Origin of the sequence: Rhizohabitans arisaemae, assembly GCF_025996515.1 — a bacterium.
Lineage (GTDB): Bacteria > Actinomycetota > Actinomycetes > Streptosporangiales > Streptosporangiaceae > Rhizohabitans > Rhizohabitans arisaemae.
In genome coordinates this window covers 615,839-638,671 of sequence record NZ_BLRH01000034.1, presented here as the reverse complement: position 1 = coordinate 638,671, position 22,833 = coordinate 615,839, and the positions used below count along the sequence as shown (strand labels likewise).

Annotated in this window: 27 protein-coding genes; 13 read left to right on the top strand and 14 right to left on the bottom strand. The window is 69.7% G+C overall.

Features of this window, described 5'->3' with window-relative positions; genetic code table 11:
* Window positions 1-9 precede the first annotated feature (9 nt).
* Window positions 10-1,413, bottom strand: coding sequence for an APC family permease (locus RUR_RS18510; protein ID WP_283136329.1), 1,404 nt, complete (start codon window positions 1,411-1,413; stop codon window positions 10-12).
* Window positions 1,414-1,671: 258 nt separating this feature from the next.
* On the opposite strand from RUR_RS18510, the gene RUR_RS18505 reads away from it, so the two are divergent.
* Together RUR_RS18505 and RUR_RS18500 are read left to right on the top strand one after the other, a co-directional pair.
* On the top strand, window positions 1,672-2,850 hold the full coding sequence (locus RUR_RS18505) for a sensor histidine kinase (protein WP_283136328.1): 1,179 nt from the start codon (window positions 1,672-1,674) through the stop codon (window positions 2,848-2,850).
* Window positions 2,847-3,518: a response regulator gene (locus RUR_RS18500; RefSeq protein ID WP_283136327.1), complete on the top strand. Its 672-nt coding sequence runs from the start codon at window positions 2,847-2,849 to the stop codon at window positions 3,516-3,518. Before RUR_RS18505 ends, RUR_RS18500 begins: the two co-directional genes overlap by 4 nt.
* 12 nt (window positions 3,519-3,530) lie before the next feature.
* Here the strand turns inward: RUR_RS18500 and RUR_RS18495 are convergent, their stop codons facing one another.
* From RUR_RS18495 to RUR_RS18470, 6 genes are all read right to left on the bottom strand, one after another.
* Window positions 3,531-4,136, bottom strand: a complete 606-nt coding sequence (locus tag RUR_RS18495; RefSeq protein ID WP_283136326.1) for a TIGR03086 family metal-binding protein — start codon at window positions 4,134-4,136, stop codon at window positions 3,531-3,533.
* Window positions 4,133-4,606: an SRPBCC family protein gene (locus tag RUR_RS18490; RefSeq protein ID WP_283136325.1), complete on the bottom strand. Its 474-nt coding sequence runs from the start codon at window positions 4,604-4,606 to the stop codon at window positions 4,133-4,135. Before RUR_RS18490 ends, RUR_RS18495 begins: the two co-directional genes overlap by 4 nt.
* Window positions 4,603-4,953, bottom strand: a complete 351-nt coding sequence (locus RUR_RS18485; protein ID WP_283136324.1) for an ArsR/SmtB family transcription factor — start codon at window positions 4,951-4,953, stop codon at window positions 4,603-4,605. The genes RUR_RS18490 and RUR_RS18485 overlap by 4 nt, the downstream gene beginning before the upstream one ends.
* Window positions 4,943-5,326, bottom strand: a complete 384-nt coding sequence (locus RUR_RS18480) for a VOC family protein (RefSeq protein WP_283136323.1) — start codon at window positions 5,324-5,326, stop codon at window positions 4,943-4,945. The genes RUR_RS18485 and RUR_RS18480 overlap by 11 nt, the downstream gene beginning before the upstream one ends.
* A 169-nt stretch (window positions 5,327-5,495) precedes the next feature.
* Entirely contained in the window at window positions 5,496-6,176 is a 681-nt protein-coding gene (locus RUR_RS18475; RefSeq protein ID WP_283136322.1) for a hypothetical protein, read from the bottom strand.
* Between the two features lie 111 nt (window positions 6,177-6,287).
* Window positions 6,288-7,067 carry an ABC transporter permease gene (locus tag RUR_RS18470; RefSeq protein ID WP_283136321.1) on the bottom strand — a complete coding sequence of 260 codons (780 nt, stop codon included), beginning with the start codon at window positions 7,065-7,067 and terminating at the stop codon, window positions 6,288-6,290.
* Between the two features lie 128 nt (window positions 7,068-7,195).
* On the opposite strand from RUR_RS18470, the gene RUR_RS18465 reads away from it, so the two are divergent.
* Both RUR_RS18465 and RUR_RS18460 read left to right on the top strand, forming a co-directional pair.
* Window positions 7,196-8,329 carry a sensor histidine kinase gene (locus tag RUR_RS18465; RefSeq protein ID WP_283136320.1) on the top strand — a complete coding sequence of 378 codons (1,134 nt, stop codon included), beginning with the start codon at window positions 7,196-7,198 and terminating at the stop codon, window positions 8,327-8,329.
* The gene (locus RUR_RS18460; RefSeq protein WP_283136319.1) at window positions 8,326-8,967 is read left to right on the top strand and encodes a response regulator; all 642 of its coding nucleotides are present in this window, start codon (window positions 8,326-8,328) and stop codon (window positions 8,965-8,967) included. Before RUR_RS18465 ends, RUR_RS18460 begins: the two co-directional genes overlap by 4 nt.
* A gap of 460 nt (window positions 8,968-9,427) precedes the next feature.
* Here the strand turns inward: RUR_RS18460 and RUR_RS18455 are convergent, their stop codons facing one another.
* From RUR_RS18455 to RUR_RS18445, 3 genes are all read right to left on the bottom strand, one after another.
* Window positions 9,428-9,658, bottom strand: a complete 231-nt coding sequence (locus RUR_RS18455; protein ID WP_283136318.1) for a chaplin — start codon at window positions 9,656-9,658, stop codon at window positions 9,428-9,430.
* A 202-nt stretch (window positions 9,659-9,860) separates the two neighbouring features.
* Window positions 9,861-10,502, bottom strand: a complete 642-nt coding sequence (locus tag RUR_RS18450) for an amidohydrolase family protein (protein WP_283136317.1) — start codon at window positions 10,500-10,502, stop codon at window positions 9,861-9,863.
* A 137-nt stretch (window positions 10,503-10,639) separates the two neighbouring features.
* Complete coding sequence (locus RUR_RS18445) at window positions 10,640-11,212, bottom strand: TetR/AcrR family transcriptional regulator (RefSeq protein ID WP_283136316.1); 573 nt, start codon at window positions 11,210-11,212, stop codon at window positions 10,640-10,642.
* Between the two features lie 87 nt (window positions 11,213-11,299).
* On the opposite strand from RUR_RS18445, the gene RUR_RS18440 reads away from it, so the two are divergent.
* Window positions 11,300-11,794, top strand: coding sequence for an FBP domain-containing protein (locus RUR_RS18440; protein ID WP_283136315.1), 495 nt, complete (start codon window positions 11,300-11,302; stop codon window positions 11,792-11,794).
* A gap of 305 nt (window positions 11,795-12,099) precedes the next feature.
* Here the strand turns inward: RUR_RS18440 and RUR_RS18435 are convergent, their stop codons facing one another.
* A complete protein-coding gene (locus tag RUR_RS18435) occupies window positions 12,100-12,702 on the bottom strand; it encodes a DUF6461 domain-containing protein (protein ID WP_283136314.1) in 603 nt (200 codons plus the stop codon).
* A gap of 43 nt (window positions 12,703-12,745) precedes the next feature.
* A complete protein-coding gene (locus tag RUR_RS18430) occupies window positions 12,746-13,306 on the bottom strand; it encodes a TetR/AcrR family transcriptional regulator (RefSeq protein WP_283136313.1) in 561 nt (186 codons plus the stop codon).
* A 169-nt stretch (window positions 13,307-13,475) separates the two neighbouring features.
* Between RUR_RS18430 and RUR_RS18425 the strand changes: the two genes are divergently transcribed.
* The 6 genes from RUR_RS18425 (at window position 13,476) to RUR_RS18400 (ending at window position 18,890) form a co-directional block, all read left to right on the top strand.
* Window positions 13,476-14,246 (top strand): Rossmann-fold NAD(P)-binding domain-containing protein, encoded by a 771-nt coding sequence (locus RUR_RS18425; RefSeq protein WP_283136312.1) that lies wholly within the window; start codon window positions 13,476-13,478, stop codon window positions 14,244-14,246.
* A 102-nt stretch (window positions 14,247-14,348) separates the two neighbouring features.
* The gene (locus tag RUR_RS18420; protein WP_283136311.1) at window positions 14,349-15,437 is read left to right on the top strand and encodes a sensor histidine kinase; all 1,089 of its coding nucleotides are present in this window, start codon (window positions 14,349-14,351) and stop codon (window positions 15,435-15,437) included.
* A 3-nt stretch (window positions 15,438-15,440) separates the two neighbouring features.
* The gene (locus tag RUR_RS18415; RefSeq protein ID WP_283136310.1) at window positions 15,441-16,097 is read left to right on the top strand and encodes a response regulator; all 657 of its coding nucleotides are present in this window, start codon (window positions 15,441-15,443) and stop codon (window positions 16,095-16,097) included.
* 55 nt (window positions 16,098-16,152) lie between these two features.
* Window positions 16,153-17,613 (top strand): carboxylesterase/lipase family protein, encoded by a 1,461-nt coding sequence (locus tag RUR_RS18410; protein ID WP_283136309.1) that lies wholly within the window; start codon window positions 16,153-16,155, stop codon window positions 17,611-17,613.
* 267 nt (window positions 17,614-17,880) lie between these two features.
* Window positions 17,881-18,339 carry a helix-turn-helix domain-containing protein gene (locus tag RUR_RS18405; protein WP_283136308.1) on the top strand — a complete coding sequence of 153 codons (459 nt, stop codon included), beginning with the start codon at window positions 17,881-17,883 and terminating at the stop codon, window positions 18,337-18,339.
* Window positions 18,339-18,890, top strand: coding sequence for a PIN domain-containing protein (locus tag RUR_RS18400; protein WP_283136307.1), 552 nt, complete (start codon window positions 18,339-18,341; stop codon window positions 18,888-18,890). Before RUR_RS18405 ends, RUR_RS18400 begins: the two co-directional genes overlap by 1 nt.
* 48 nt (window positions 18,891-18,938) lie before the next feature.
* Here the strand turns inward: RUR_RS18400 and RUR_RS18395 are convergent, their stop codons facing one another.
* Window positions 18,939-19,376, bottom strand: a complete 438-nt coding sequence (locus tag RUR_RS18395) for a MarR family winged helix-turn-helix transcriptional regulator (protein WP_283136306.1) — start codon at window positions 19,374-19,376, stop codon at window positions 18,939-18,941.
* Window positions 19,377-19,523: 147 nt separating this feature from the next.
* On the opposite strand from RUR_RS18395, the gene RUR_RS18390 reads away from it, so the two are divergent.
* On the top strand, window positions 19,524-19,955 hold the full coding sequence (locus RUR_RS18390; RefSeq protein WP_283136305.1) for an SPW repeat protein: 432 nt from the start codon (window positions 19,524-19,526) through the stop codon (window positions 19,953-19,955).
* Between the two features lie 56 nt (window positions 19,956-20,011).
* Here the strand turns inward: RUR_RS18390 and RUR_RS18385 are convergent, their stop codons facing one another.
* Window positions 20,012-20,206: a hypothetical protein gene (locus tag RUR_RS18385; RefSeq protein WP_283136304.1), complete on the bottom strand. Its 195-nt coding sequence runs from the start codon at window positions 20,204-20,206 to the stop codon at window positions 20,012-20,014.
* A gap of 391 nt (window positions 20,207-20,597) precedes the next feature.
* Here RUR_RS18385 and RUR_RS18380 point away from each other — a divergent pair, with 391 nt between their 5' ends.
* Window positions 20,598-22,769, top strand: a complete 2,172-nt coding sequence (locus RUR_RS18380; protein WP_283136303.1) for a N,N-dimethylformamidase beta subunit family domain-containing protein — start codon at window positions 20,598-20,600, stop codon at window positions 22,767-22,769.
* Window positions 22,770-22,833 lie beyond the last annotated feature (64 nt).

Sequence of the window (22,833 nt, the reverse complement as noted above, 5' to 3'; positions counted from 1 at the left end):
GGCGTCAGGTCAGGAGGCCGATTCGGCAGGCTGCTCGATCAGGTCCCGCCCGTCCTTGCGGACCATTGGCTGGCCGCTGGGGACCGCGCCGCTGGCGATCAGCTCGCGGACCTTGCCCCATCGGAGCAAGATGATCACGATGCCGATGGTCACCCAGATGGCGTAGGAGACGCCCATGACCGGCTTCTGTGTGATCTCAACAAGCAGAAGGACGTTCTGATACGCGTTGAGCAGCATCGCGGCAACCGTGATGACCAAGTGGAGCTGCCTGCTCAACTTGAACGGGGAGCGGGCCAGCAACTCGGGATACAGGCTCCGCATCCGGTAGGAGGCCACGATCACCAGCATGGTGGTGAGGCCGAACACCGATGAGGCGACATGCGCGATCTCCGACACCGACAGGCCGGTGACGGCGGGGGTGATGCCGATCACGAACAGGATGGTCAGCAGCCAGTGCGGGGTGCCGAAACGGCGGTTGACCTTGCCGAGGGCCTTGGGGAACCAGCCGTCGTCGATGGCGGCGAGGAGGCTCTTGCTTCCCCAGATCAACTGGGCGTTGACCGTTCCGATGACGGCGGCGACCGCACCGCCGAGAATGAAGAAGACGAACATGCCCTTGGACATGGTGTACTCGGCGACCACGGACAGCGGCTTGAAGGCCACCTCGTCGATGGGCAGGACGCCGGTTGAGGGGATGGCCATCACCACGTAGAGCAGGGTGGCGGTGAAAGTGGCGCCGAAGAAGGCGATGGGGATGGCGCGGCCGGGGTTCTTCATCTCGCCGCCCAGTTCGGCGATGACGTGGCCGCCACCGATGGCGAAGACCATGATGGCCGACGCCGACATCAGGTTGTTGAACCCGTTGGGGGTCAGCTCCCGGAAGGTGGCCCAGTCCACTTCGGGCATGCTGATCACGGCGTAGCTCAGGAACGCCGCCACCATGACCACGGACAGGACCACACCGATCCTGGCCGACAGCGAAGCGCCGAACAGGTTGCAGATGAAGAAGAAGGTGATGATGCCGATGGAGACAAGATGTGCGGGAATCGCATTGTTCAACGCGTGCAGATAGTCACCGGCGGTCAGTGCGTAGACACTGAGCGAGATAACCGATAGTGAGAAGAGCCACATGTTGGCGAAGCCGGCGATGGGGTGAACCAGGCGCGTCACATACGTGTACGTGCCGCCGACGACCGGGGCGGCGGCACCGAGGACCGCGAAGGAGATGCCGCTCAGCAACACCAGTCCGGCCGCGAGAAGGAAGGCCACGGGGGCGCCGCCACCGGTCTTTCCGATGGCCACACCCGTCAGGGCGATAACGCCTCCACCGATGATCTGCTGGAGAGCGATGCCGAAGGTCTGCGGCAGCGTGAGCGACTTCTTCAAGTTGCTCTGGTTACTTGGCGGCGACATGCCACCTCCTCGAAACTGGACAGAGGGGTTTCAGCGATGCTGCGCCACCTGTGACCTGCGGGTCATCGTATGCGGTCCACCATGTCGTCGCGCCATGTTGTCCGCCGCGCACAACGGACTCCGGCGATGGGATCGGCGAGGTGCCCGGAGTCACGGCCGTGGATCTGCCGGAGCCCTTGCTTTCCGCCAAACTCCGCCCACGGGATGAGAGACCTGCGGGGGAGGCGGCTGACCTGGGCTTGCGGTAGCGTCGTGCGGGTGGACGATCCGGGCTCGCGGCCGTTGTTCGCGCGGCGGCTCCGGACCTGGGAGCTGATCGCGCTCGACGGCCTGGTCGCGGCCGCGTACATCGTCGTCATGCTGCCGACCCCGCTCGCCGCGGGGAAGGAAGAGGTCTGGTGGCGGCTGCTGCCGGTCGTGGTGATCGGCGCGCCCATGGTCCTCCGGCGGATCTGGCCGCTCCCGGTGTTCACGGTCGTCTTCGTCGCGTCCTGTGCCGCCCTGGCGTGGGACTTCGGCGTCGACCCGTTCGTCGCCGCAGCCTACGCCCTGTACCCGGTGGCGCTGACGGTCCCCCGGCGCCGCTGGGAGCCGACCGTCGCGGTCGGCGTGCTGAGCCTGATCGGGGTCACCGTCGCCCTCGTGGGCGTCCGCGACGGCGGACCCGCGGAACCGGCGGGGAGCGTTCTCGGCGGGTTCGTGATGGGTGGCGCGCTGCTGGGCAGCGCCTGGACGGTGGGCCGTGCCGTACGGGCGCGCCGCGCCTACGCGGTCCGGTCGGCCCGGCACGCCGCCGGACGCGCGGTGACCGAGGAGCGGCTGCGCATCGCCAGGGAGCTGCACGACGTCGTCTCCCACACCCTCAGCATGATCGGCATCAAGGCCGCCGTCGCCAACCACCTCGGCGACACCCACCCGCAGGAGATGCGCAACGCGCTCGCGGTCATCGAGGCCACCAGCAGGGACGCGCTCACCGAGATGCGGCACATGCTCGGGGTGCTGCGGGCCGGGGATCCGGCGGAGGATCTGGCGCCGCCCTCGGGGTTCACGGGCCTGCCGGAGCTGGCCGACCGGGCGAGGGTGGCGGGGGTGCTGGTGGACTTGCGCATCCACGGGGTGGAGGGGCTCCCCGAAGGGCTTGAACTGTCGGTCTGCCGGATCGTCCGCGAGGGGGTGACCAACGTGGTGAAGCACGCGGCCCCGGCCCGGTGCCGGGTCCGGATCGAGGGGGACGCCGAGGAGGTCCTGGTCGAGGTGGTGGACGACGGCCGGGGACCCGGGACACCGGGAAGCCGTGACCAGCCGGGACACGGTCTGGCCGGCATGCGGGAGCGGGTGGCGAGGTACGGCGGAACGCTGGTCGCCGGGCCCCGGCCGGCCGGTGGGTTCGAGGTCACGGCCCGGCTGCCGCGCGAACGCCTCGTGGAGGCGGGGTGAGCGAACCGATCCGGGTCCTGCTCGCCGACGACCAGGACCTGCTGCGGGGCAGTCTGCGCCTGCTGGTCGACAACACGCCCGGCATGGCGGCGATCGGCGAGGCGGGCACCGGGACCGAGGCGGTCCGGCTCGTCCGGGATCTGCGCCCGGACGTGGTGCTCATGGATGTGCGCATGCCGGAGATGGACGGGATCGAGGCCACCCGCAGGATCTGCGCGGCTCCGGGGAACTCCGGGGTACGGGTGCTGATCCTCACCACGTTCGACCTGGACGAGTACGTCTTCGCCGCGTTGAAGGCCGGGGCGAGTGGCTTCATGCTCAAGAACACCCCGCCCGCGGACCTGCTCGGCGCGATCACCGTCATCGCCGCGGGGGAGGGGCTGCTCTCCCCGACGGTGACCCGGCGGCTCATCGCCGAGTTCGCCGCGCTGCCCAGGCCCTCCCGAACGGTGGCCAAGTCCCTGGACGGGGTGACGGCCCGGGAGCGGGAGGTGCTGACCCTCATCGCCCGCGGGCTGTCCAACGGCGAGATCGCCGCCCATCTGCACCTCAGCGACGCCACCGTCAAAACCCATGTGGGGCATCTGCTGGCCAAGCTGGGGGCCCGGGACCGCGCCCAGCTGGTCATCGTCGCCTACGAGACCGGTCTGGTGACCGTCTCCCGCTGACTCAGGCGGTCGTCAGGGCTCCCGTCCGACGAAGCACAGGAACTCCGTCTGCAGGTCCGCACCGGGCGGCACCGGAGTCTTCGGGCCGAACGCCCAGGGCAGGCGCAACGCCTGGTCCATCGGCTTGAGGTGTTCGTAGACGTGGGCGACCAGATCGGGGTCGAGACGCTCATCGCCCCCGACAGCGCGGGCCAGGTCCCAGGTGTGGATGAGCACGTCCTCGGGCAGCGCCTCGACGATCTGGCCGAACGGGATGTTGCCGACCGGGGTCGGGATCGGGACGGTACGGCAGACGGGGTCGTCGATGGCCGCGGTCAGTTCCGCGCCGACCCTCTGCCAGGCGGCGACCAGGTCGGCGTCCGGGCTGAGCGGGGGCAGGTCGCCCATCTCGGCCAGGCCGACACCGAACAGCGGTTCGGCGTCGACGCCGCGGACGGTGGCCACGTTGCGGCGGGCCTCGTGGATGACGTGGGCGGCGACGTCCCGGGCCGTCCAGCCGGGGCACGGGCTGGGCGCGGCCCACCGCCCGGGGCGTACGGCGGCCAGGCGGGCGTGGAAGCCGTCGGCGGCGCGGCGGAAGCGCCGGGCCGGCTCCGACACGGACGTGGTCTCGCTCATGGTGATCCTGTTTCCTCGTTGAGGTGGGCGAGCACCCGGTGCAGGGCGCCCATGACGTGGGAGCGCCAGCCGCCGCCCATGATGACGCGGGAGCGCTGGTGCAGGGGATTGTCGGGGTCGAAGCCCTCGTGCCGCAGGAACAGCCGGGTGCCGCGGCCTTCGGGTTCCAGGGTCCAGGTGATGGTCCAGTCGGCCTTGCCGCCCCCGGTGGGAGCCGGATCACGCCAGGCGACCCGGAGCATCTTCTCGGGCGTGAAGGCCATCACCTCGGCTTCCACGTCGCCGGAGAATCCGGTGGCGGGGATGGGCTTGGTGCGCATGGTGTAGCGGTGGCCGACCGTCAACCGGAAGTCACCCGGCATCAGCCATTGGGCCAGCAGGTCCGGTTCGGTCAGCGCCCGCCACACCCTGGCGGGTGGGTGCGGGAGGAACTGGTCGACGCAGATCGTGGTCGGATCGTCCTCGGTCATGACTCGTCGTCCAGACGTTCCAGCACCTCACCCAGCCGGGTCAGGCGATCGCGCCAGAACCGTTCGAACGGATGCAGCCACTGCTGCACCTCGGCCAGTGACTCGGCCTGCAGCCGGTAAAGCCTTTGGCGGCCGACGCGGTGCTCGCCTACCAGTCCCGCTTCCCGGAGCACGCGCAGGTGCTCGGAGAAGCTGGGCCTGGCGATGGCGAAGTGGGCCGCCAGTTCGGTCACCGGCTGCGGCTGCCGCTCGCGCAGCAGCTGCAGCACCTGGCGGCGGACCGGGCTGGCCAGCGCGGCGAAGATCCGGTCCTCGGCCGCCGAGTCGGTCGGGGTCTCAGCCTTCATGGGTGCGCGGCCCCGCCTCGGTGAGCAGGAAGCCGTTGCCGTCCGGATCGGTCAGTGCGGCCTGGCGGCCCCACGGCAGGTCGACGGGCCCTTCGACCGCGGCACCCGCCCGGACGAGCTCGGCACAGTCGGCGTCCAGATCGGCCGTGGCCAGCAGGATGCCTCGGACGCCGCCGGGGGCGAGTCCGATCTGATCGGCGGTGGCCAGCGTGAAACCGGTCTGCGCGCCCTTGGGGCCCACCTGCAGCCAGCGGACCGGCCCGGCCTGCTGATCGGCGAGCACCTCGAAGCCGAGCGTGCCGACGTAGAAATCCTTGGCCCGGTCCTGATCGGCGACGGGCAGCGTGACGAAGGTGGCGTGCGTGATCTGCATGCCACCACTATACGTCGGAAATTTCCTACCTATGGACGCAAGCTCGCCAAAGGCACTCCGGATTCTTGAAAGCGGCGGGTAGCCGTACCGTCTGATACTCGGTGTCGCGACATGGGCGCCGCCTGAACGGTGGGACGCACCGTCGCCCAGCGGGCCGACCCTAGGGCGGTCACGTTTTCGTGACCGCCTCGAACCTCTCACCCGCGTTCATGCGCCGGATGAGGTCGAGTACGGCGCGTGGCCCGCCGTTCGCCGTCACCCACCTGGTCACCCGGCACGCAGCCTTGGCGTACGTCGTCTTGTCCGCGCCGGCTGCCCGCAACCAGGCGTCCAGGGTCACCGGGAGAGCCGCGTCCGTACTCGCCAGGCAGCGGTCGCCTGCGGTCTCCGGGGCGAGGTAGCGCGGATCACCGGACACCAGGACGGCCAGGCCCTCGTCGAACCATTGAGGCAGCTCGCCACGCCCCGAGTTCAGCCGGGAGTCCAGTTCGACGTGCGAAATCTCGTGTGCGGCGATGACCGGGTCGACGCCTGCGGGCGAGAGCATCACGGCGCGGTTCAGCACCGCGATACCCCGCTCCCCACCTCCGCCGATCCGCCGGTAGCAGCCGTCGGTGAGGCAGGCGAGGATCCGGGGGGCGGACCTCTTGCCGCCGTAGAAATCGCGCACGCGCCGGCTTCCCTCCTGCACCGCGGAGATCACCTGTCGCCTTCCGGACGGCGCCAGGCCAGGTTCCGCGTAGACGTCCGGGGCCAGCTCCTCCATTCCGTAGCATCCGGGGCAGGTCGTGGCCGCGACCGAGGGAAACGCCGCCGTCACGACGGCGGCGAGGGCCAGTGGGAGGGCCACGAGTGCGGAGAGCAGCCATATTCCTCTCCTACGCCGTCGCTTCGACACCGTCGTCACCCGCTTTCCGAGTCCGCTTGATCAGGTGTAAGGGAGGAAGACCGCCGATTGTCCTCATGCGTCCCTGCGCCTGATCGCGATCACGGCGACGGTCACCGCGACGACCGCGTAGCCGAGCAGCACGGCCAGCGCGGCGGTGGGTGGGAGTACTCCGTCGCCGAGCCGGGAGGACAGACGCCGGTCGGCGATCTCCGACACGAGGGAGGACGGGAGCAGCGAGGAGACGCGGGTGTTCCACGGGGAAGGCAGGTAGTTGGCGATACCGGGCAGGACGAACAGCACCGCGACGACGGAGCCGATTCCCCCGGCGGTGGAGCGGGTCGCCGTGCCGAGACCCAGCCCGATCAGCGCCAGGACTGTCGCCGACAGCCCGGACGCGAGCAACATGGGCAGATCATCGGCCAGGGAGCCGGTGTTGAAGCCCATCGGGCGATCGCCCGCGATGATCCGGCCGGCGGCGTACGTCGCCAGCAGGATCGCGTACGCGGCGACAAGCGTCACGGCCGTGACGACGGCCACCTTGGCCAGCAGGAACCGCTCGCGTCCCGGTACGGCGGCGAGGCTGGCGCGGATCATGCTCGTCGCGTACTCGGAGGTGATCGCCAGCACGCCGAGCACGGCGAGGCTGAGCTGCACGAGAGGGAGGAAGCCCTCCGTCGGGGCGGCGGCCTGGAAGGCCGCCCGCGTCTCCGGGGCGCGGCCATCCCAGATCGTGCCGACGTAGTGGACCCAGCCGGCGCCGAGGACCGTCATCAGGGCCGCGGCGCCGATCGCGTAGTAGGTGGAGCGGAGGGACCGGAGCTTCAGCCACTCCGACGACAGGACGCCGGTCATCGCGGCGCCTTTCTCACTTCGATCATGTAGTGGAGCCTCGCGCAGGCTTTGCGCGTCACGCATCGGCCCTGCGTCCGACCTTCTGCGGTCTGATGCCGGGGGCCTCGGGGCTGGATAGCGTCGGAGGCATGAAGACGACGAGCTCGGTGTTGGTTCAGAGGCTGAGCCGCGGTCAGCTGGTCGTGTTCGACTGCCTGATGGCCTCGGGGGTCGCGCTGACCTTCCTCGCCTCGCCCGGCGACGTGGAGGCGGACCCGGGCGTGCGGCTGGCCGTGGCGTTCGGGCTGGGGCTGCCGCTGGCCGTCCGGCGGCTGTGGCCGAGGACGGTGTACTGCGTCGTCCTGGCGGTCGCACTGATCGCGACGACTTTCCCCCTGGTGCGCATGCCGTACCTGGCGCCGGCCTTCGCGCTGTACACGGTGGCCCTGACCGGCCGGGAGATCCGCTGGCTGCCGACCCCGGGGGTCGCGGCCCTGACGGCGTTCGTGCTGGCCGGACTCCTGGTGATACCGGTGTCATGGGCGGGCGGACTGGGGGAGACGGTGTTCGGCGTGGCGGCCATGGGCGGGGTCTGGACGGTGGGACGGGCCGTCGCCGAGCGCAGGGCGTACGTCAGGCGGACCGCCGAGCAGCTGGCCCGCGAGTCGGTGACCGAGGAGCGGCTGCGCATCGCCCGCGAGATGCACGACGTGGTCGCGCACAGCATGGGCCTGATCGCGGTCAAGGCGGGTGTGGCCAACCACGTCATGCGAACCCGGCCGGAGGAGGCGGGCGACGCCCTGCGGGTGATCGAGGCGGAGAGCCGCGGCGCGCTCATGGAGATGCGCCGACTGCTGGGGGTGCTGCGCACCGACCCGGCCGAGCTCGCGCCGCTCCCCGGAGTCCGCGGGCTGCCGCTGCTGGCCGAGCGGGCGAGCCTGGCGGGTGTGCGCGTCGACCTCGACGTGCGCGGCGCGGAGCGACTGCCGCAGGGGGTGAGCCTGGCGGTGTACCGGATCGCGCAGGAGGCGATCACGAATGTGATCAAGCATGCGTCTGCCACGAGCTGCCGCGTGGAGGTTGAAGCCGATGCCGGTCGGGTGCGCGTCGAGGTGACCGACGACGGCCCGGGGTCCGGGAGGCCACCTGCGAACGCCGGAGGCCACGGGCTGGTCGGAATGCGGGAGAGGGTCACGATGTACGGTGGCGTGCTGGAAACAGGACCGCGACCTGGCGGCGGATTCCGAGTGTTCGCGTGCCTGCCCTACGAGGGAGTGTCATGATCCGGGTCGTGGTCGCGGACGACCAAGCCCTGCTCCGAGGCAGTTTCCGGGTGCTGCTGGAGTCCGAACCCGACATCACGGTGCTCGGGGAGGCCGGGGACGGTGCCGAGGCGGTCGAACTCGTCGAACGCGAAGGCGCCGACGTGGTCCTGATGGATGTGCGCATGCCCGGAATGGATGGGATCGAGGCCACCCGGCGCATCGGCGGGCAGGCCAGGGTGCTGATCCTGACCATGTTCGATCTCGACGCCTACGTGTACGCCGCCCTGCGGGCCGGGGCGAGCGGCTTCCTGCTGAAGGACGTCCCTCCGGCCGACCTGCTCACCGCGGTCAGGGTGGTGGCCGCCGGCCAGGCGCTGCTGGCACCGGCCGTGACGCGCAAGCTGATCGCGGAGTTCGCCCGCATCCCCGCCCATCCGGTCGTCCGCGGTCTGGACGGTGTGACCGAGCGTGAGACGGAGGTGCTCACGCTGATCGCCCGAGGTCTGTCGAACCCCGAGATCGCCGTCCACCTGCACCTGAGCCACGCCACGGTCAAGACCCACATCGGTCGTCTGCTCACCAAGCTCAACGCCCGCGACCGCGCCCAGCTCGTCATCGCCGCCTACGAGAACGGCTTGGTCACCGTCGCCCGCTGACGTCAGGTCGATGGCGGAGTCGGCGGGCCAGAGCGATTGACCGGCTTCAGGGAGTGCCCCGGCCGGGCAATTCCCGATTTCTCCATAAGCCACACCTGGCAGGGCGGCGGGCCCAGGACGTGACACCGCGGTTCGTTGTCCTGTCTCGGCGGTGCGATTACATCGCCGAGACAGGGGCGTGGTCTCCCGCTGCCGCCATCGTTCTGTCGGGGGACCACTGGGGTGAGTCCGCGTCGGGAGCCGTGACCGCGGACTCGCTCCTTTTGTGCGCCGGAAGGGTCGGCGGGGCTAAACGCGCAGACAGGGCTGGGCGTCTTCCGTCGTGGACGAGGGAGCGACGGTCGGCCCGATCACGTGGAAACCGCCACCGCGTGACACGGGTCGGCCGCTTCGGATGAAGCCCGCCGTGCCCGTTCGCGTCCGCTCATTCTCTCCCTGCCGGATGCGAGGGTGGGTGTGTTCAGCGGGAGACGCAGTGTCCCGCGCCGGAGCCGAGACCGAGGAGGGCGCCCAGGCCGGTGCCGCAGGCCTGGACCGGGACGTGAACCGGAACGTTGATGCCGCGCGTCGACACGGAGCTGTGGGCCGTGGGCGGCTCGTGCGGGGGCGCGGCGGCCGCCGCCGGGCTGGCGAGGACCAGGGTGGCGGTGGCAGCGGTGAGGGCCAGAGCCGTCATGCGTTTCAGGGACATGGGGCTTCCTTTCCTACGGAAGGCCTGCTCTTTACGTCGCAAGACCTTGACTACTCAAAGTTAGCAACAATAACAGCGAGTCACAATGGCCTTGTGGGCGGGGCTTTCCCCAATGCCTCCGGCTGGAAGGCGGACCTTCCCCCCGCTATCGGGACACGCCGGATCGGGATCCCGAAGAAGGCTCGCGTGCCACCACGGGTGTTCACGCTTCGGCGGATTCGGTTTCGTCCCGGCGCTCCCGGGATATCCGCCGCCCGCCCCGCCAGACACCGAGGATGTCGAGGGTGCGGCCGATGTCGGCGGTCGGGTCGCCGTCGACCAGGACCAGGTCCGCGCGGAGACCGGGGGCGATCGCGCCCCGGTCGGTGAGACCGAAACGACCGGCGGGGGCCGAGGTGGCGGCGACCAGCGCCTCGCGAGGGGTGAACCCGGCGCCGACGAGCCGGCGCAGCTCCGCGTGCAGGGTGGCCCCGTGGGCGGTGCCCGGATTGGAGGCGTCCGATCCGGCCAGGATCGTGACGCCCGCGTCCCGTAGCTCGGCCAGGGTGCGGACCGCCACGTCGAAGTCGTGCCGCGCGGTCTCCGGGAGGGGGAAGGGTTCCATGGTGAGCAGGCGCCGGGCCCCGTCGGTCAGGTACGGCGCGACGCGGGGGTCTGCGGCCAGACTCGATCCCTGGGGACGGCCGAACAGCTCGCCCAGCACCGACAGGGTGGGGACGACGACGGTGCCCCGGGCCGCCAGCTCGTAGGCGAACTCCGGCGCCGGCCGGTCGACGAACAGGTGGCCGAGCACGTCGACCCCCGCCGCGACGGCCGTCCGGGCCGATTCGGTCTCGTCCGCCAATCCGTGACCGGAGGTGGGGTCCGGACCATGGGATGTACCGTCGCCGAGCGTAGGACACATCCCAGAAGTGCCGCCAAGGTGACCGAGTGACGACTGCGCATGGCCCCCGATCTGCACGACGTGGTCGCGCAAGAGAGTCAGGCGGAAAGGCGCGGCCAGCGCTCCAGCGCGATGTGGAGGGCTTCGATCGCCTGCTCCCACGAAGCTTGCAGGTCCCGGGGGTGGTTGAACCCGCCGCCGGCCTCCACGCTGATGAATCCGTGGAACGCGCTGCGCAGAAGCCGCGCGGCGTCGGTGGCGTCCGGCTCGGCGAGCCCGTAGGCACGCAGCACCGCATAGGTGGTCTCCACGCCTCGGGCGTGACCGGAGGATTCGGCCACGGCGGGGTCGAGCCGGACCAGCATCGCCGCGTAGCGGCCGGGGTGTGTCAGGGCGTACTCCCGGTAGGCGTGGGCGAACGCGGCCAGTGCGTCCTTCCCGGCCCGGCCCGCCACGGCCGTGGTGACACGATCGGCCAGCTCACGCGCGGCGAGGAGTGCCACCCGGATCCGCAGATCCTGGAGGCTTTTGACGTGGGAGTACAGGCTCGCGTCCCGCACGCCCAGGCTCCGGGCCAGCGCGGACACCGTGACCTGCTCGAATCCGACGTCGTCCGCGAGCTCGGCCGCGGCCTCCGTCACACGATCGGCCGTCAGACCGGCACGGGCCATGTGTCGCCCTCCTCTAAAACCTAGAGTCTCTAGGTAATTGCCTAAATGGTTTGCCTAATCCCCTGTAGGCACATTAGCGTGCACACCATGAAGTCGGTAAGCGAGCACGAGATCCGTACATCGTTCGTCAACTGTTCCAAGGGGGAGGCGAAGCGCCTGCCGATGCCGCGGTCCCTGAAGGAGAGCCCCTGGGCGGACCTGGATTTCCTCGGCTGGCGCGACCCCGCGGCGCCCGAGCGCGGTTACCTCGTCGCCGAACACGGTGATCAACTCGTCGGGGTGACGCTCCGGCTCTCCTCCCATCGGCGCGGCCTGCTGCACAGCGGCCTCTGCTCCCTGTGCCTGACCACGCATCCGGGAACCGGGGTCTCCTTGATGGCCGCCCGGAAGGCAGGCCAAGCCGGGCGGGACAGCAACTCGGTCGGTCTGTACGTCTGCAGTGACCTGGCGTGCTCCCTGTACGTGCGCGGGAAGAAGGTCCCCGCAACAGGCGGGCGCCTCCGCGAGTCGCTATCCCTGGAGGAGCAGATCGACCGCACGACCGCCAACCTGACCGCCTTCCTCGGCAAGCTCTTCCGCTGACCTGGCGTGGCGTTCACCGGAGCTCGGGACTACGTCAGGACCAAGTCGAGATCTGTCGCAGGGAAATCGTCGCCCTTGCGGAGGAGGGGGCGGCCTGAGACCCGGCTAACGGCGTAGCTCGGGCAGTCGCCGAAGTTGAGTGCAGCAGGGTGACCTGCGCGGGCTGACCTCGGCACCCCGTCCGCAGGACCTTCAAGACGTCCGCGAATCCGCCGAGGGCGGGAAGGTCACGCCGATCGTCGGCACAACGATTCCGCTGGACCAGGTCCCCGAGGCCATCCGCTGTGTATGGAGGCCCGGATCACCTACGGTACGGCCGCCGTCCCCCACGTGAAGCTCCGTGAGCCGAACAACTCGGGGGTCAGACGGACCCCGGTGAGCCGCTCGGCGAGCGCGAAGGCCGCCTCGGTGTGCAGCTCGTAGCCGCCGTTCTCGCGTAGGTCGAAACCGGCTTCCCGCATCTGCTCGACGAGGGCGTCGGGTGTGCTGCCGGCTCGCGCGGTGGGAAACAGCGGCTCGAAGGAGACCCGGATGTCGCCGTCCTCCGCCCAGTGGAACCGGTCCACCGCGTTGCAGTTGCGAAAGTGGGAGACCACCCGGGTGCCCGCCGACAGCGGTATCAGAATCTTCTCGGTCACCGTGAGATAGCCGTTGGCCTCCAACGTGAGGGTCCAGCCCCCGGGCACCGCGGTGGCCCCGATCACCATCCGGTCACCGCCGTACCGGTCCCAGGCGTCGTTGCAGAGTTGGGCCAGGTTCCACGTGTTCGGCGCGACACCCTCGGGCGTTGCGCCGATCCGATCCAGGCATTCGGTGGGGGTGAGCCCGCGCACAAGCGCCAGGCAGTATCCCTCCCCGATGCTGAAGTGCTCCTCCTGCTGGATCCAGATGTAGTCGCCGGCGATCATGCAGCCATGGTGGCATCCGTCGGCGACGATTTCCGCCGCATGGTCAGGAGAGCGCGGTGACCATGCGGGCGACCTGTTCCCGTGTCGCCTCGAAACCGGCCGCGCCGAGGGCGGGGGAGCCGACGAGCGAGCGCATCACCCCGATGCCGAGCAGCAACGCCCCCACCAGTTCGGCGCGGAGCTCGGCGTCGTCTCCGTCGAAACGGTCGGCGAAGGAGCGAAGGTAGCCTTCGCAGATCTGCTCCCGCAGGTGATCCCGTACGGCTGCGCGGCCCGAGGAGCGGAGCATCACCAGCAGCGGGTGCTCACCGCCGAACTGCTCCCAGTCGGCGAAGACGACGTCGTGCAGGAGCGCGCCGGTGAGCTCGGTGAGCGGGCGGGGTGCCTCTCCGGCGACTGCCGGGATCTCGGCGTGGACGGCCTGGGCGTACAGCTGCTCCTTGGAGCCGAAGTACCGGAAGACCAGCGCGGAGTCCACTCCGACGTCACCCGCGATGTCGCGCACCCCGGTTCCGTCGTAGCCGTGCTGGGCGAACCTGCGGCGCGCGGCGTCCAGCAGGGCGGAACGGGTGGCCGCCTTGTCGCGGCGTCTGGGCTGTGTCATGAAGTCATCCTAAGTCACCACTCGTTGACTTATTGTGCGGTACGGCTTTATGCTCCTTAGTCATCAACCGATGACTAAGGAGCTCCGGCATGCGTACCTATGTGATCACCGGCGGCACCAGCGGGATGGGGAAAGGGCTCGGCCTGCACCTTCTGGGCGAGGGGACCGGGTGATCTCGGTGGCCAGCGGCGGACCCGGAGGCCGGGCGTTCCTGGCGGAGGCGGCCGGGCTCGGGGCCGCCGACCGCGCGGTCTTCCTGCGCGCCGACCTGAGCACGCTGGCGGGCATGGAGCACGTCGTGGACCAGGTGACGGCGACGACACAGGCGGTCGACGGGCTGATCCTGGCGACACAACGGTTCCGCCCCACCCGTGAGGAGACCGAGGACGGGCTGGAGTTCACCTTCGCGCTCGCCTATCTCAGCCGTTTCGTCATCGGGCACGGACTGATGGAGCGGCTGGAACAGGCGCAGGCCCCGGTCATCCTGAACATCGCCGGACCCGGTGGAGTCCCCGGGCGGATCGCCTGGGACGACCTCCAGCTCCGTTCCAAGTACACCGGGATGCGTGCGTCGATGCAGGCCTCCCGCAGCAACGACCTCCTCGGCGCCGGCTTCCCCGCCCGATATCCGCAGGCGCGCACCCGCTACGTCCTGATCAACCCGGGCTTCGTACGGACCGGCATGGCCGATCCGCTGCCCCAGCCGATGCGCACCCTGACCAAGGTCCTCGCCCGTTTCTTCGCCACCCCGGTGAGCAAGGCGATCGTTCCGATGATCGATCTGCTCGACGATCCGCCCAAATCCATGATCAGCGCTGTTAAGAGCGGCAAGCCGCTCCCGCTCACCGGCGACGACTTCAACCCCGCCTCGGCCGACCGCCTCCACCGCGTCACCGCCGACCTGCTGGCCCGAATCAAGGCCACTGGCCCGCGCTCCTGACCCGTCCCGGCCGTACCCCTCTCTGCTCACACGGGAGAGTGAGAAGGAGGTCGGTCTTGGGAGTGAGGTGCGGGGCGGGCGGGGCCGGTAGGGTCGCGGTCCGTGGCGCGGGTTTCATGGGTGGACGGGGCGATCGCGGCCGTGGTGACCGTGGCGATGGTCGGCGCGGCGCTGGTGCCGAACGTGCAGCCCTGGTGGGTGGTGGCGCTGACCCTGCTCGCGTCCGCCCCCATCCTGTGGCGGCGGGCGGCACTGATCCCGGTGGGGTGCGTCGTGGGCACCGCGACCACGCTGCTGGCGCTGAGCTACCGGTCGCTGCAGCAGGACATGGTGCTGCTTTTCCTGCCGTACGGCGCGCTGGTCTGGACGTACACCTTCGCCGCCGCAACGGTCGGACGCGTCCTGCGGACTTTCGGGATCGCCGTGCAGGCGGTGTTCGTGGTGGTGTCGCTCGCGGTGCCGGGGGAGACCCTGGATACCTTCCGTTACGTGGTGACGGCCTTCGTCGCCTCCTACGCCCTAGGACTCAGCACCCGGGCCCGGCGGGCGCAGCGGGCCGCCGAGCAGGAGAAGGCGCGGCGTCTGGAGGAGGAACGCAACGCGGCGATCACCGCGGAACGCACCAGGATCGCCCGCGACATGCACGACATCGTCACCCACTCGGTCGGCCTGATCATCGTCCAGGCCGAGGCCGGTTCGACGATCGTGCATCGCGACCCGGGCAGGGCGGCCGAGGTGTTCGACACCGTCGCGGCCACGGGCCGTGTCGCGGTCGGCCAGCTGAGGCTCATCCTCGGTGCCCTGCGCGAGCCCCTGCCGAGGCAGCGGGACACCGCGCAGCCCGGTATGGCCGCCATCGGCGATCTGGTGCGGCACTCCGGCGTCGCGGCGACCCTGGAGGAGTACGGCGTCCGCCGCGACCTGCCGCCGTCGACGGCGGTGGCCGCCTACCGGATCGTGCAGGAGTCGCTCACCAACGCGCTGCGCCACGCGTCCGGCGCCGTACGGGTCCGGCTGGACTGGGCCGGCACCACGCTGACCGTCCAGATCGCCGGTCCGGGCGGGCGCACGGGCTCCTACCGGGAAGGACACGGCATCCTGGGGATGCGGGAGCGCGTGGCGGCCTGCGGCGGCACGCTCGCGATCGACCCCCGCGGCTTCACCGTCACCGCCACGTTTCCGATCGGATAGCCCATGCTGCGCGTGCTCATCGCCGACGACCAGGACCTCTTCCGCGGCGGCTTCGGAATGATCCTCGACGCCCAGGACGACATCGGCGTGGTCGGGGAGGCCGCCGACGGGGCCGAAGCCGTCCGCAAGGCGGTGGAGCTGGAACCGGACGTGGTGCTCATGGACGTGCGCATGCCCGTGATGGACGGGGTCGAGGCCACCGCCGAGATCTGCCGCAGGACCTCGGCCCGGGTGCTGGTCCTGACCATGTACGACGTGGACGAGTACGTCTACGACGCCCTCCGCGCCGGTGCGAGCGGCTTCCTGCTCAAGGACGCCCACCGCGAGGACCTGCTGCGTGCCGTACGGCTGGTGCACCGGGGCGAGTCCCTTCTGGCGCCCTCCGTCACCCGGCGGCTGATCGCCGACGTGGTCAGGAGAGGGACGTCACGGCCGCACCTGCGCCGCAAACTCGGCGAGCTCACCGACCGCGAGCTCGACGCGCTGCGCGAGGTGGCGCGCGGCCGGTCCAACGCGGAGATCGCCGAGGCGCTGGTCGTCACCGAGCACACGGTGAAGACGCACGTCAGCAACGTGCTGGCCAAGCTCGGCCTGCGCGATCGCGCCCAAGCCGTGGTCTTCGCCTACGAGTCCGGCCTGGTGGTCCCCGGGAGTGAGTGAGGGTTCACTCCTGCCGGTGATCCGTGCGCCGTGATCCGGCGGACACCATCTCGGCATGTCCCGACGAATGCTGGCGGCGCTCGCCGTACCTCTGATCGCCTTGACCCCCGGCCCCGCGGACGCGGGGACGAAGAGTGACCCGACCTGCGTGGTCGAGAATGATTTATGTGCTTATCGCGGCATCTACTACGCCAAGGCCAAGCGCTTCGGATGGCCGAGCCCGACGGGTTCCACCGAGGCGACCGGCGACCGGAAGGTGTGCCCGCAGGTCCGCGACAACCTGACCGTGGAGTATCCGGACAAGCAGGAGATCTATCTGGACGAGAACTGCCTCACGCTCAACGTGTGGGCGCCCAAGCCGGACGGGCGCAAGCGTCCGGTGATCGTCTTCATCCACGGCGGCGCCGCCCGATTCGGTACGGCCAACGAACCCCGCTACGCGGGCGACAGGCTCGCCGGCCGGGGTGACGCGGTGGTGGTGACGATCAACTACCGGCTGGGGATCCTCGGCCGGGACAACAACGGGCTGCGTGACCAGATCGCGGCGCTGACCTGGGTGCGCGACCACATCGGCCGGTTCGGCGGAGACCCGGGCAAGGTCACCGCGGTCGGCCAGTCGGAGGGGGCCTTCCACCTCAGCGCGATGCTCGCCACCGAGCACCCCGAGCGCTTGTTCCGCCGGGTGATCCTGCAGAGCGGCAGCGGCGCGCTCGTGCACTCGGCCGCCTACCAGCGCCGGCTTGACACCCGCTTCCCGGACACGGACCTGCGGAAGCTGCCGGTCGCCGAGATCCTCAAGCTTCAGGAGAAGGTTCTCGCGGAGCAGGCACCGGGCATCCTCGGTGCGGTCTACTTCGGGCCTTACATCGACGGGAACCTCGTCCGCGGGCCGGTCGTCGAGCAGCTCGCCAAGGGGAACGCCCGAGGGATCGACCTCATGCTCGGCACCACGCGCGACGAGATGAACTTCTTCGCGCAGCTCGGCACGCCGGAGGGTCTCGCCGCACAGTACGAGGCGGTGTTCTTCCCCAAAGAGCTCCACGACAGACGAGCGCGCGTGGTCGCCGCCTACCGCAAGGGGCGGACGGCGCAGCAGGCCTCGCTGGCGATGTTCACCGACCAGGGGATGCGGGTGCCGGCGATCCGCATGGCCGAGGCACAGAGCCGGTGGCGGCCGACCTACCTGTACCAGTTCGACTGGCAGCCGCCCAAGGGTTTCGGCGCCGTCCACACGATCGAGCTGCCGTTCGTATTCGGCTCGTTCGGTTTCACCGGGATCGCGGGCGGAGCCGAGGCCTACCGGGCCGACCGCCGGCGGCTCACCGCCCTGTCCAACCGGATGATCGACTCCTGGACGTCCTTCGCCCGCACCGGTGACCCGAAGTGGCCCGCCTATCGTGCTCCCCGGCGGGCCACGATGATCTGGGACGTCACACCCAAGGTGGTCGACGACCCGCGGGGAAGCGAGCGCAGGCTCTGGGACGGGATGCCGTTCACCGCCTTGGACCTGGGCTAGCCGCCTCGAGGGCAGACCGCCCCATGGACCGCTGAGGTCAGGAGACGACGGTGGGCGTGCGTGGTCGGCGGGCGCCCGCCTCGCATACGGTCGGCACCCCGCTCGACAAAGACGAATCCGTCGAACGAGGCAACGTCTGGGCCCACGGGTGGTGTGGGGTGACGTAGCCGCCGACGCCGCCCGGTAGTCCGCGAAGCGTCGCCGGGGGAGAGGTGGTTGCGTTTGCTGCACTTATGGCACATACTGCATATAGGGAGGTAGCTGATCGTGAGTGTGCGAACACCTAAGTCGTTGGAGCCCGGCCGTGTCGATGCGCGGGACGCGGCCCGTGCCATGCGGCGGATCAAGGACTACCTGGCGACTCACCCGGGCGCGGAGGAAGTCCGCGTGACGGGGGAACTGGCGGGAGACGAGGCCCTCGTCCTACCTCGCGACGTCGTCACCATGCTCGCGTATGTGCTCGCGCAGCTCGCCGAAGGGCGGGGTGTCACGGCGATGCCCAACCACGCCGAGCTGACCACGCGGCAGGCGGCGGACATCCTCAATGTCTCCAGGCCCTACCTGATCGGACTGATCGACGCGGAGAAGATCCCGCACAGGCTCGTCGGGCGACACAGGCGCATCCGGTTCGAGGACCTGATGGCCTACAAGCGGCAGAGTGACGTCGACAGCCGCAAGGCCGCCGACGACCTTGTGGCTCTCAGTGAGGAACTGGACCTGTACTGATGGCATTCGTTGTGGTCTATGACGCAAATGTGTTGTACGGCAACGAGGTCCGCGACCTGCTCATTCGAATCGCCCAATCCGGGCTGGTACAGGCGCGCTGGACGAACGAGATCCTCGGTGAGGTGCTTCGAAATCTCGCTGTGAACAGGCCGGATATTCCCCCGGAGAAGTTGCCGATTCTCAGGGAGCGCATGAATGCCGCGGTTCCCGGGGTGCTGGTGGAGGGCTACCAAGAGCTGATCGAGGGACTCAAGCTCCCGGATCCTGATGACCGCCATGTCCTCGCTGCCGCGATCAAGAGCGGCGCGGAGGTCATCGTCACCTCGAACTTGAGGGACTTTCCCGTCGACATGCTCGCGGTCCACGGCATCGAGGCGAAGAACCCCGATGATTTCGTGCTGGACCAGTTCGACCTCGACGAGGGCATCGTGCGCAACTGCGTGCACCAGATCGCGAACAGTCGGAGTAGACCGCCGAAGACCTTCGGTGCGATCCTCGATGCGCTCGAAAGAGCCGGGCTGGTTGAGTCAGCAGCAGCACTTCGAGACTGATGATCGATTACCCGCTGGACGCGGAGGTCACATACGGGCCGACGCTCTTCAGGATGGCTCGGCCGCGGGGGTGGCGGGCCCGGCCAGCGTGGTGACCAGGGGGGCCAGTCGCCGGAGCTCCTCGAGATGGGGTGCGCTCAGCAGTGCGAGCTTTCCCTTGCCCTTCTCCGTGAGCAGGAGGCGGACGATCCGGCGATCCCTGCCCTCACCGCGGTTGCGGATGACCAGGCCCAGGTGCTCCACCCGATCGATCAGCTGCACGGTGCTGTGGTGCCGGGTGCACAGGTACGCGGCGAGTTCCCCGATGGTCGGCCCCCGCGAATCGGAGTGTCCCCGGATCGCCAGCAGCAATTGGTGCTGGGCGGCTGTGAGCCCCACCTCGGCCGCCCGCTCCTCGCTCCAGCGCAGGAATCGGCGTAACCCGGCACGGAACTTGAGCAGTTCGGCGTACTCGTGGTCGCTCAGACGCTTGGGCGGCGACACCATGGGAACCACATCACTCTCTGATGTGATAATATCACATTATGATATATCGGCGAGACATGTAGGGGAACGATAAGGTTCCCTGCCGCCGACCGCCTCGCCGTGTGACATCACGCGCACAAGCCGCGCGCTGGGAAGGTGGCGGAAGACATGGCAAGTCCAACCATGAGCACACACCCCGACATAGCGGAGTTGCGAGCGAAGTACGAGCTCGCCGCCGAGTCACCGAAAGCCAAGGCGGTCGCCGGTCTCACCTTCCTGACCGGGCTCTACCTCGCGATCTCTCCGTGGGTCGTCGGGTTCAACGGCTTCACGACCATGACCGTGAACAACCTGATCGTCGGCATCGCCCTCGCGCTGCTGGCCCTCGGGTTCGCCTCGGCCTTCGGCCGTACGCACGGCATCGCCTGGATCGCGCCGGTGATCGGCCTGTGGACGATCGTCGCGCCCTGGGTCATCCACCCCCACGTCGCCCCGGGGGCGATGATCTGGAACAACGTGGCGACCGGCATCGTCGCCCTGCTGCTCGGCCTCGGCGCCGTCCTCATGGGCATGGAAAAGAAGGAACGAGGCATCAGGTAGGCGCCTTTGACCGGCGGAAGCCGGATGGCCCGGCTTCCGCCGCAGGGTGGCGTGCGTCAGCGGGAAACCCGTGGTTCCGCACGCGACAAGGCGCTCGAACGGGCTGCGGCCCGGGTAAGGCCCGCGGTGGCGAGGGCCGCCACCAGCAGGGTGCCGACCCACAGCGGTAAGGGGTAGCCGAGTCCGGCGGCGATGGTGAGACCGCCCAGGGCGGGGCCGACCGCCGCGCCCACGATGAACCGCGGTCGCAAGCCTGGGCGCGTCCGTCGCCGCGTACAGCACCTGGGCGATCGGCGTCGAACCGGCGGCGAACGAAAGAGTCGCCTGAACGATGACGAGCGGGAAAGCGGTGACCGGGCCCCTGCGTCGGTCGACTCGGCTCGGTGCGATGTGCGGCATGGCTCGGCGACGGAGGGGCGCCCGATTGCTTTACCTGGGCGCGCCGCTGCGCTTCTACCAGGCGCCATGGGCCTTCCGCTACCTATGTCCGGTTACAGGTGGATGTGGAAACTTCCTCACAGAATCTGAGGTCTTGTGTGGAAGTATGGTCATATGTAACCTGGACGCGCGAACCTAGCTGCAAGTCCTCTCTGCGGTGTCTGTGGTGGTTCGGGCAAATGTGGTCAGCGTGAAGGAAGCTGCATGAAGCTGTTCGGTTACCTGGACCGGTTGTCGGCGCGTCCCGGGGATGAACTCCCGGTGATGGCCTCGGGCGACGGCGGTGAAGTCGTGGTCGACCTCGTGCGTCTGGTGCACGGCGACACCAACCCGCCGGCACCGGGCCTGCTGACCGAACCGATCGCCGCGGTCGCCGAGCAGCGGGTCGTCGTGGACGCCCAGCAGACCCCCACCGGTTCCTGCCTGCGCGCCGAGAACGTCGTCCCCGGCGGCGTCGCCGAGGTCTCCGTCGAGACGCTGGCCTGGCCTACCACCCCGGCGATCGGCCGCGAGCAGGGCGTCCTCAGCCTGGTCGACGCCGCCGGTTCGCGGGTCGCCGCCCTCGTCCTCGACGACCGGGGCCGGCCCGCGGTGACCGGACCGGACGGAACCGTCCTCGCCGTCGCGCCTCGCCCGCTGGGGGAGCGCCGGTGGTACCGCCTCACCGCGGAGATCGGTCCGGCCGGTGTGCTGGTACGGGCCGAGCCGCTGCAGCCGTACCCGGGTGACGACGAGCTCAATTTGGCACGTTCCAACAATGGACTGGACCTGACCGGGGCCCGGGATGTGATCGGCGCGGCCGTGACGTGTCGAAAGGAGCCGACGCGATACCGTCCGGCCGGGGTGTTCAACGGCAAGCTGGAGCGCCCGGTGCTCCGCGCGGCCGGCGAGACCCTCGCCGAGTGGGCGTTCGACCGGGACTTCGCCGCCGCCGTCGTCGCCGACGTCTCCGGCCGGGGCCGCGACGCCGTACTGGTCAACATGCCCGCGCGGGCGATGACCGGCCACAACTGGACCGGGGAGAACGACGACTTCACATCGGCCCCCGACCAGTATGGAGCGATCCATTTCCACGACGACGACCTGATCGACGCGGGCTGGCCCGTCGCCGCCACGGTCGTCCTCCCGAGCGATCTGCGGAGCGGGATCTACGCGGTACGGCTGCGCGGCGTCACCGCCGACGGCGAGGAGACCGACCACATCCCCGTCGTGGTCCGGCCCGCCGCGGACGCTCCCCGGGCCAAGCTGGCGTTCCTGGTCCCGACCTTCACCTACACCGCCTACGCCAACGAGCGCCTGCTGCACCGGCTCGACTACGAGGCGGCCGGGCTCGCCGACCACCCGATCACCCCGTGGCCGCACGACCGGGCGCTCGCCGAGCACCCCGAGTTCGCGAGCAGCCTCTACGACACGCACAGCGACGGGTCCGGCTTCTGCTACTCCAGCATCCTGCGGCCCATCCCCAACCTGCGGCCCGACTACCGGATGTGGCTGCAGAACGCGCCGCGGCACCTGGGCGCCGACCTCTACCTGTCGTACTGGCTGGAACGGCAGGGCTTCGAGTACGACGTGCTGAGCGACCACGACCTGCACGCCGACGGAGACGACGCGCTCGCCGGGTACCAGACCGTCGTCACCGGCTCCCACCCCGAGTACCACAGCGAGCGGATGCTGGACGCGCTCCGCCGGCACGCCGACACCGGCGGATGCCTGGCCTACCTGGGCGGAAACGGCTTCTACTGGGTGACCTCCCAGGACCCCGAGCGCCCGCATGTGCTGGAGGTACGCCGTTCCGCGGGGGTCCGGACCTGGGAGGCCCGGCCCGGTGAGGAGCGGCACTCCACCACCGGGGAGCGCGGCGGCCTGTGGCGGCGGCGCGGACGCTCGCCCAACACCCTGGTGGGCGTCGGCATGTGCAGCCAGGGCTGGGACCGGAAGGCGCCGCCCTTCGAGCGGACCCCGCTGTCCTACGAGCCCGAGTGGTCCTGGGTCTTCGACGGGATCGACGACGACCTCATCGGCGACTTCGGGTTCATCATGGACGGCGCGAGCGGCGACGAACTCGACCGCTTCGACCTCACCCTCGGCAGCCCGCCGAACACCGCCGTGCTGGCCACATCCCGCCGGCACAGCGACTACTACCAGCTCGCCGTCGAAGACGTGCTCATGCTCGGGCCCGGGCTCGGCGGCAGTGAATGTGAAGACGTCCGCTCCGACATGGTCGTCGTGGAGCAGAGCAGCGGGGGAGCGGTGTTCTCCGTCGGCTCGGTCTGCTTCAGCGGCTCCCTGCTGTGGAACGGAGCCGACAACAACGTGTCCACGCTGATCCGCAACGTGCTGGCGAACTTCGGCGCACGCGACACCAAGCGGTCTTGACCGCCACGCCCCCATCCCTCAACGCCGCCGGCACCGCGCCGACGGACCCCCTCAGCCCCGAGGA

What these genes read in the sequence shown, in the direction of transcription:
- RUR_RS18510 (WP_283136329.1), bottom strand. Translation starts at nt 1,413, where the DNA reads ATGTCGCCGCCAAGTAACCAGAGCAACTTGAAGAAGTCGCTCACGCTG.
- RUR_RS18490 (WP_283136325.1), bottom strand. Translation starts at nt 4,606, where the DNA reads ATGACCGAGGACGATCCGACCACGATCTGCGTCGACCAGTTCCTCCCG.
- RUR_RS18465 (WP_283136320.1), top strand. Translation starts at nt 7,196, where the DNA reads ATGAAGACGACGAGCTCGGTGTTGGTTCAGAGGCTGAGCCGCGGTCAG.
- RUR_RS18470 (WP_283136321.1), bottom strand. Translation starts at nt 7,067, where the DNA reads ATGACCGGCGTCCTGTCGTCGGAGTGGCTGAAGCTCCGGTCCCTCCGC.
- RUR_RS18480 (WP_283136323.1), bottom strand. Translation starts at nt 5,326, where the DNA reads ATGCAGATCACGCACGCCACCTTCGTCACGCTGCCCGTCGCCGATCAG.
- RUR_RS18440 (WP_283136315.1), top strand. Translation starts at nt 11,300, where the DNA reads ATGAAGTCGGTAAGCGAGCACGAGATCCGTACATCGTTCGTCAACTGT.
- RUR_RS18460 (WP_283136319.1), top strand. Translation starts at nt 8,326, where the DNA reads ATGATCCGGGTCGTGGTCGCGGACGACCAAGCCCTGCTCCGAGGCAGT.
- RUR_RS18400 (WP_283136307.1), top strand. Translation starts at nt 18,339, where the DNA reads ATGGCATTCGTTGTGGTCTATGACGCAAATGTGTTGTACGGCAACGAG.
- RUR_RS18390 (WP_283136305.1), top strand. Translation starts at nt 19,524, where the DNA reads ATGGCAAGTCCAACCATGAGCACACACCCCGACATAGCGGAGTTGCGA.
- RUR_RS18455 (WP_283136318.1), bottom strand. Translation starts at nt 9,658, where the DNA reads ATGTCCCTGAAACGCATGACGGCTCTGGCCCTCACCGCTGCCACCGCC.
- RUR_RS18445 (WP_283136316.1), bottom strand. Translation starts at nt 11,212, where the DNA reads ATGGCCCGTGCCGGTCTGACGGCCGATCGTGTGACGGAGGCCGCGGCC.
- RUR_RS18430 (WP_283136313.1), bottom strand. Translation starts at nt 13,306, where the DNA reads ATGACACAGCCCAGACGCCGCGACAAGGCGGCCACCCGTTCCGCCCTG.
- RUR_RS18380 (WP_283136303.1), top strand. Translation starts at nt 20,598, where the DNA reads ATGAAGCTGTTCGGTTACCTGGACCGGTTGTCGGCGCGTCCCGGGGAT.
- RUR_RS18415 (WP_283136310.1), top strand. Translation starts at nt 15,441, where the DNA reads ATGCTGCGCGTGCTCATCGCCGACGACCAGGACCTCTTCCGCGGCGGC.
- RUR_RS18435 (WP_283136314.1), bottom strand. Translation starts at nt 12,702, where the DNA reads ATGATCGCCGGCGACTACATCTGGATCCAGCAGGAGGAGCACTTCAGC.
- RUR_RS18410 (WP_283136309.1), top strand. Translation starts at nt 16,153, where the DNA reads ATGTCCCGACGAATGCTGGCGGCGCTCGCCGTACCTCTGATCGCCTTG.
- RUR_RS18495 (WP_283136326.1), bottom strand. Translation starts at nt 4,136, where the DNA reads ATGAGCGAGACCACGTCCGTGTCGGAGCCGGCCCGGCGCTTCCGCCGC.
- RUR_RS18395 (WP_283136306.1), bottom strand. Translation starts at nt 19,376, where the DNA reads ATGGTGTCGCCGCCCAAGCGTCTGAGCGACCACGAGTACGCCGAACTG.
- RUR_RS18485 (WP_283136324.1), bottom strand. Translation starts at nt 4,953, where the DNA reads ATGAAGGCTGAGACCCCGACCGACTCGGCGGCCGAGGACCGGATCTTC.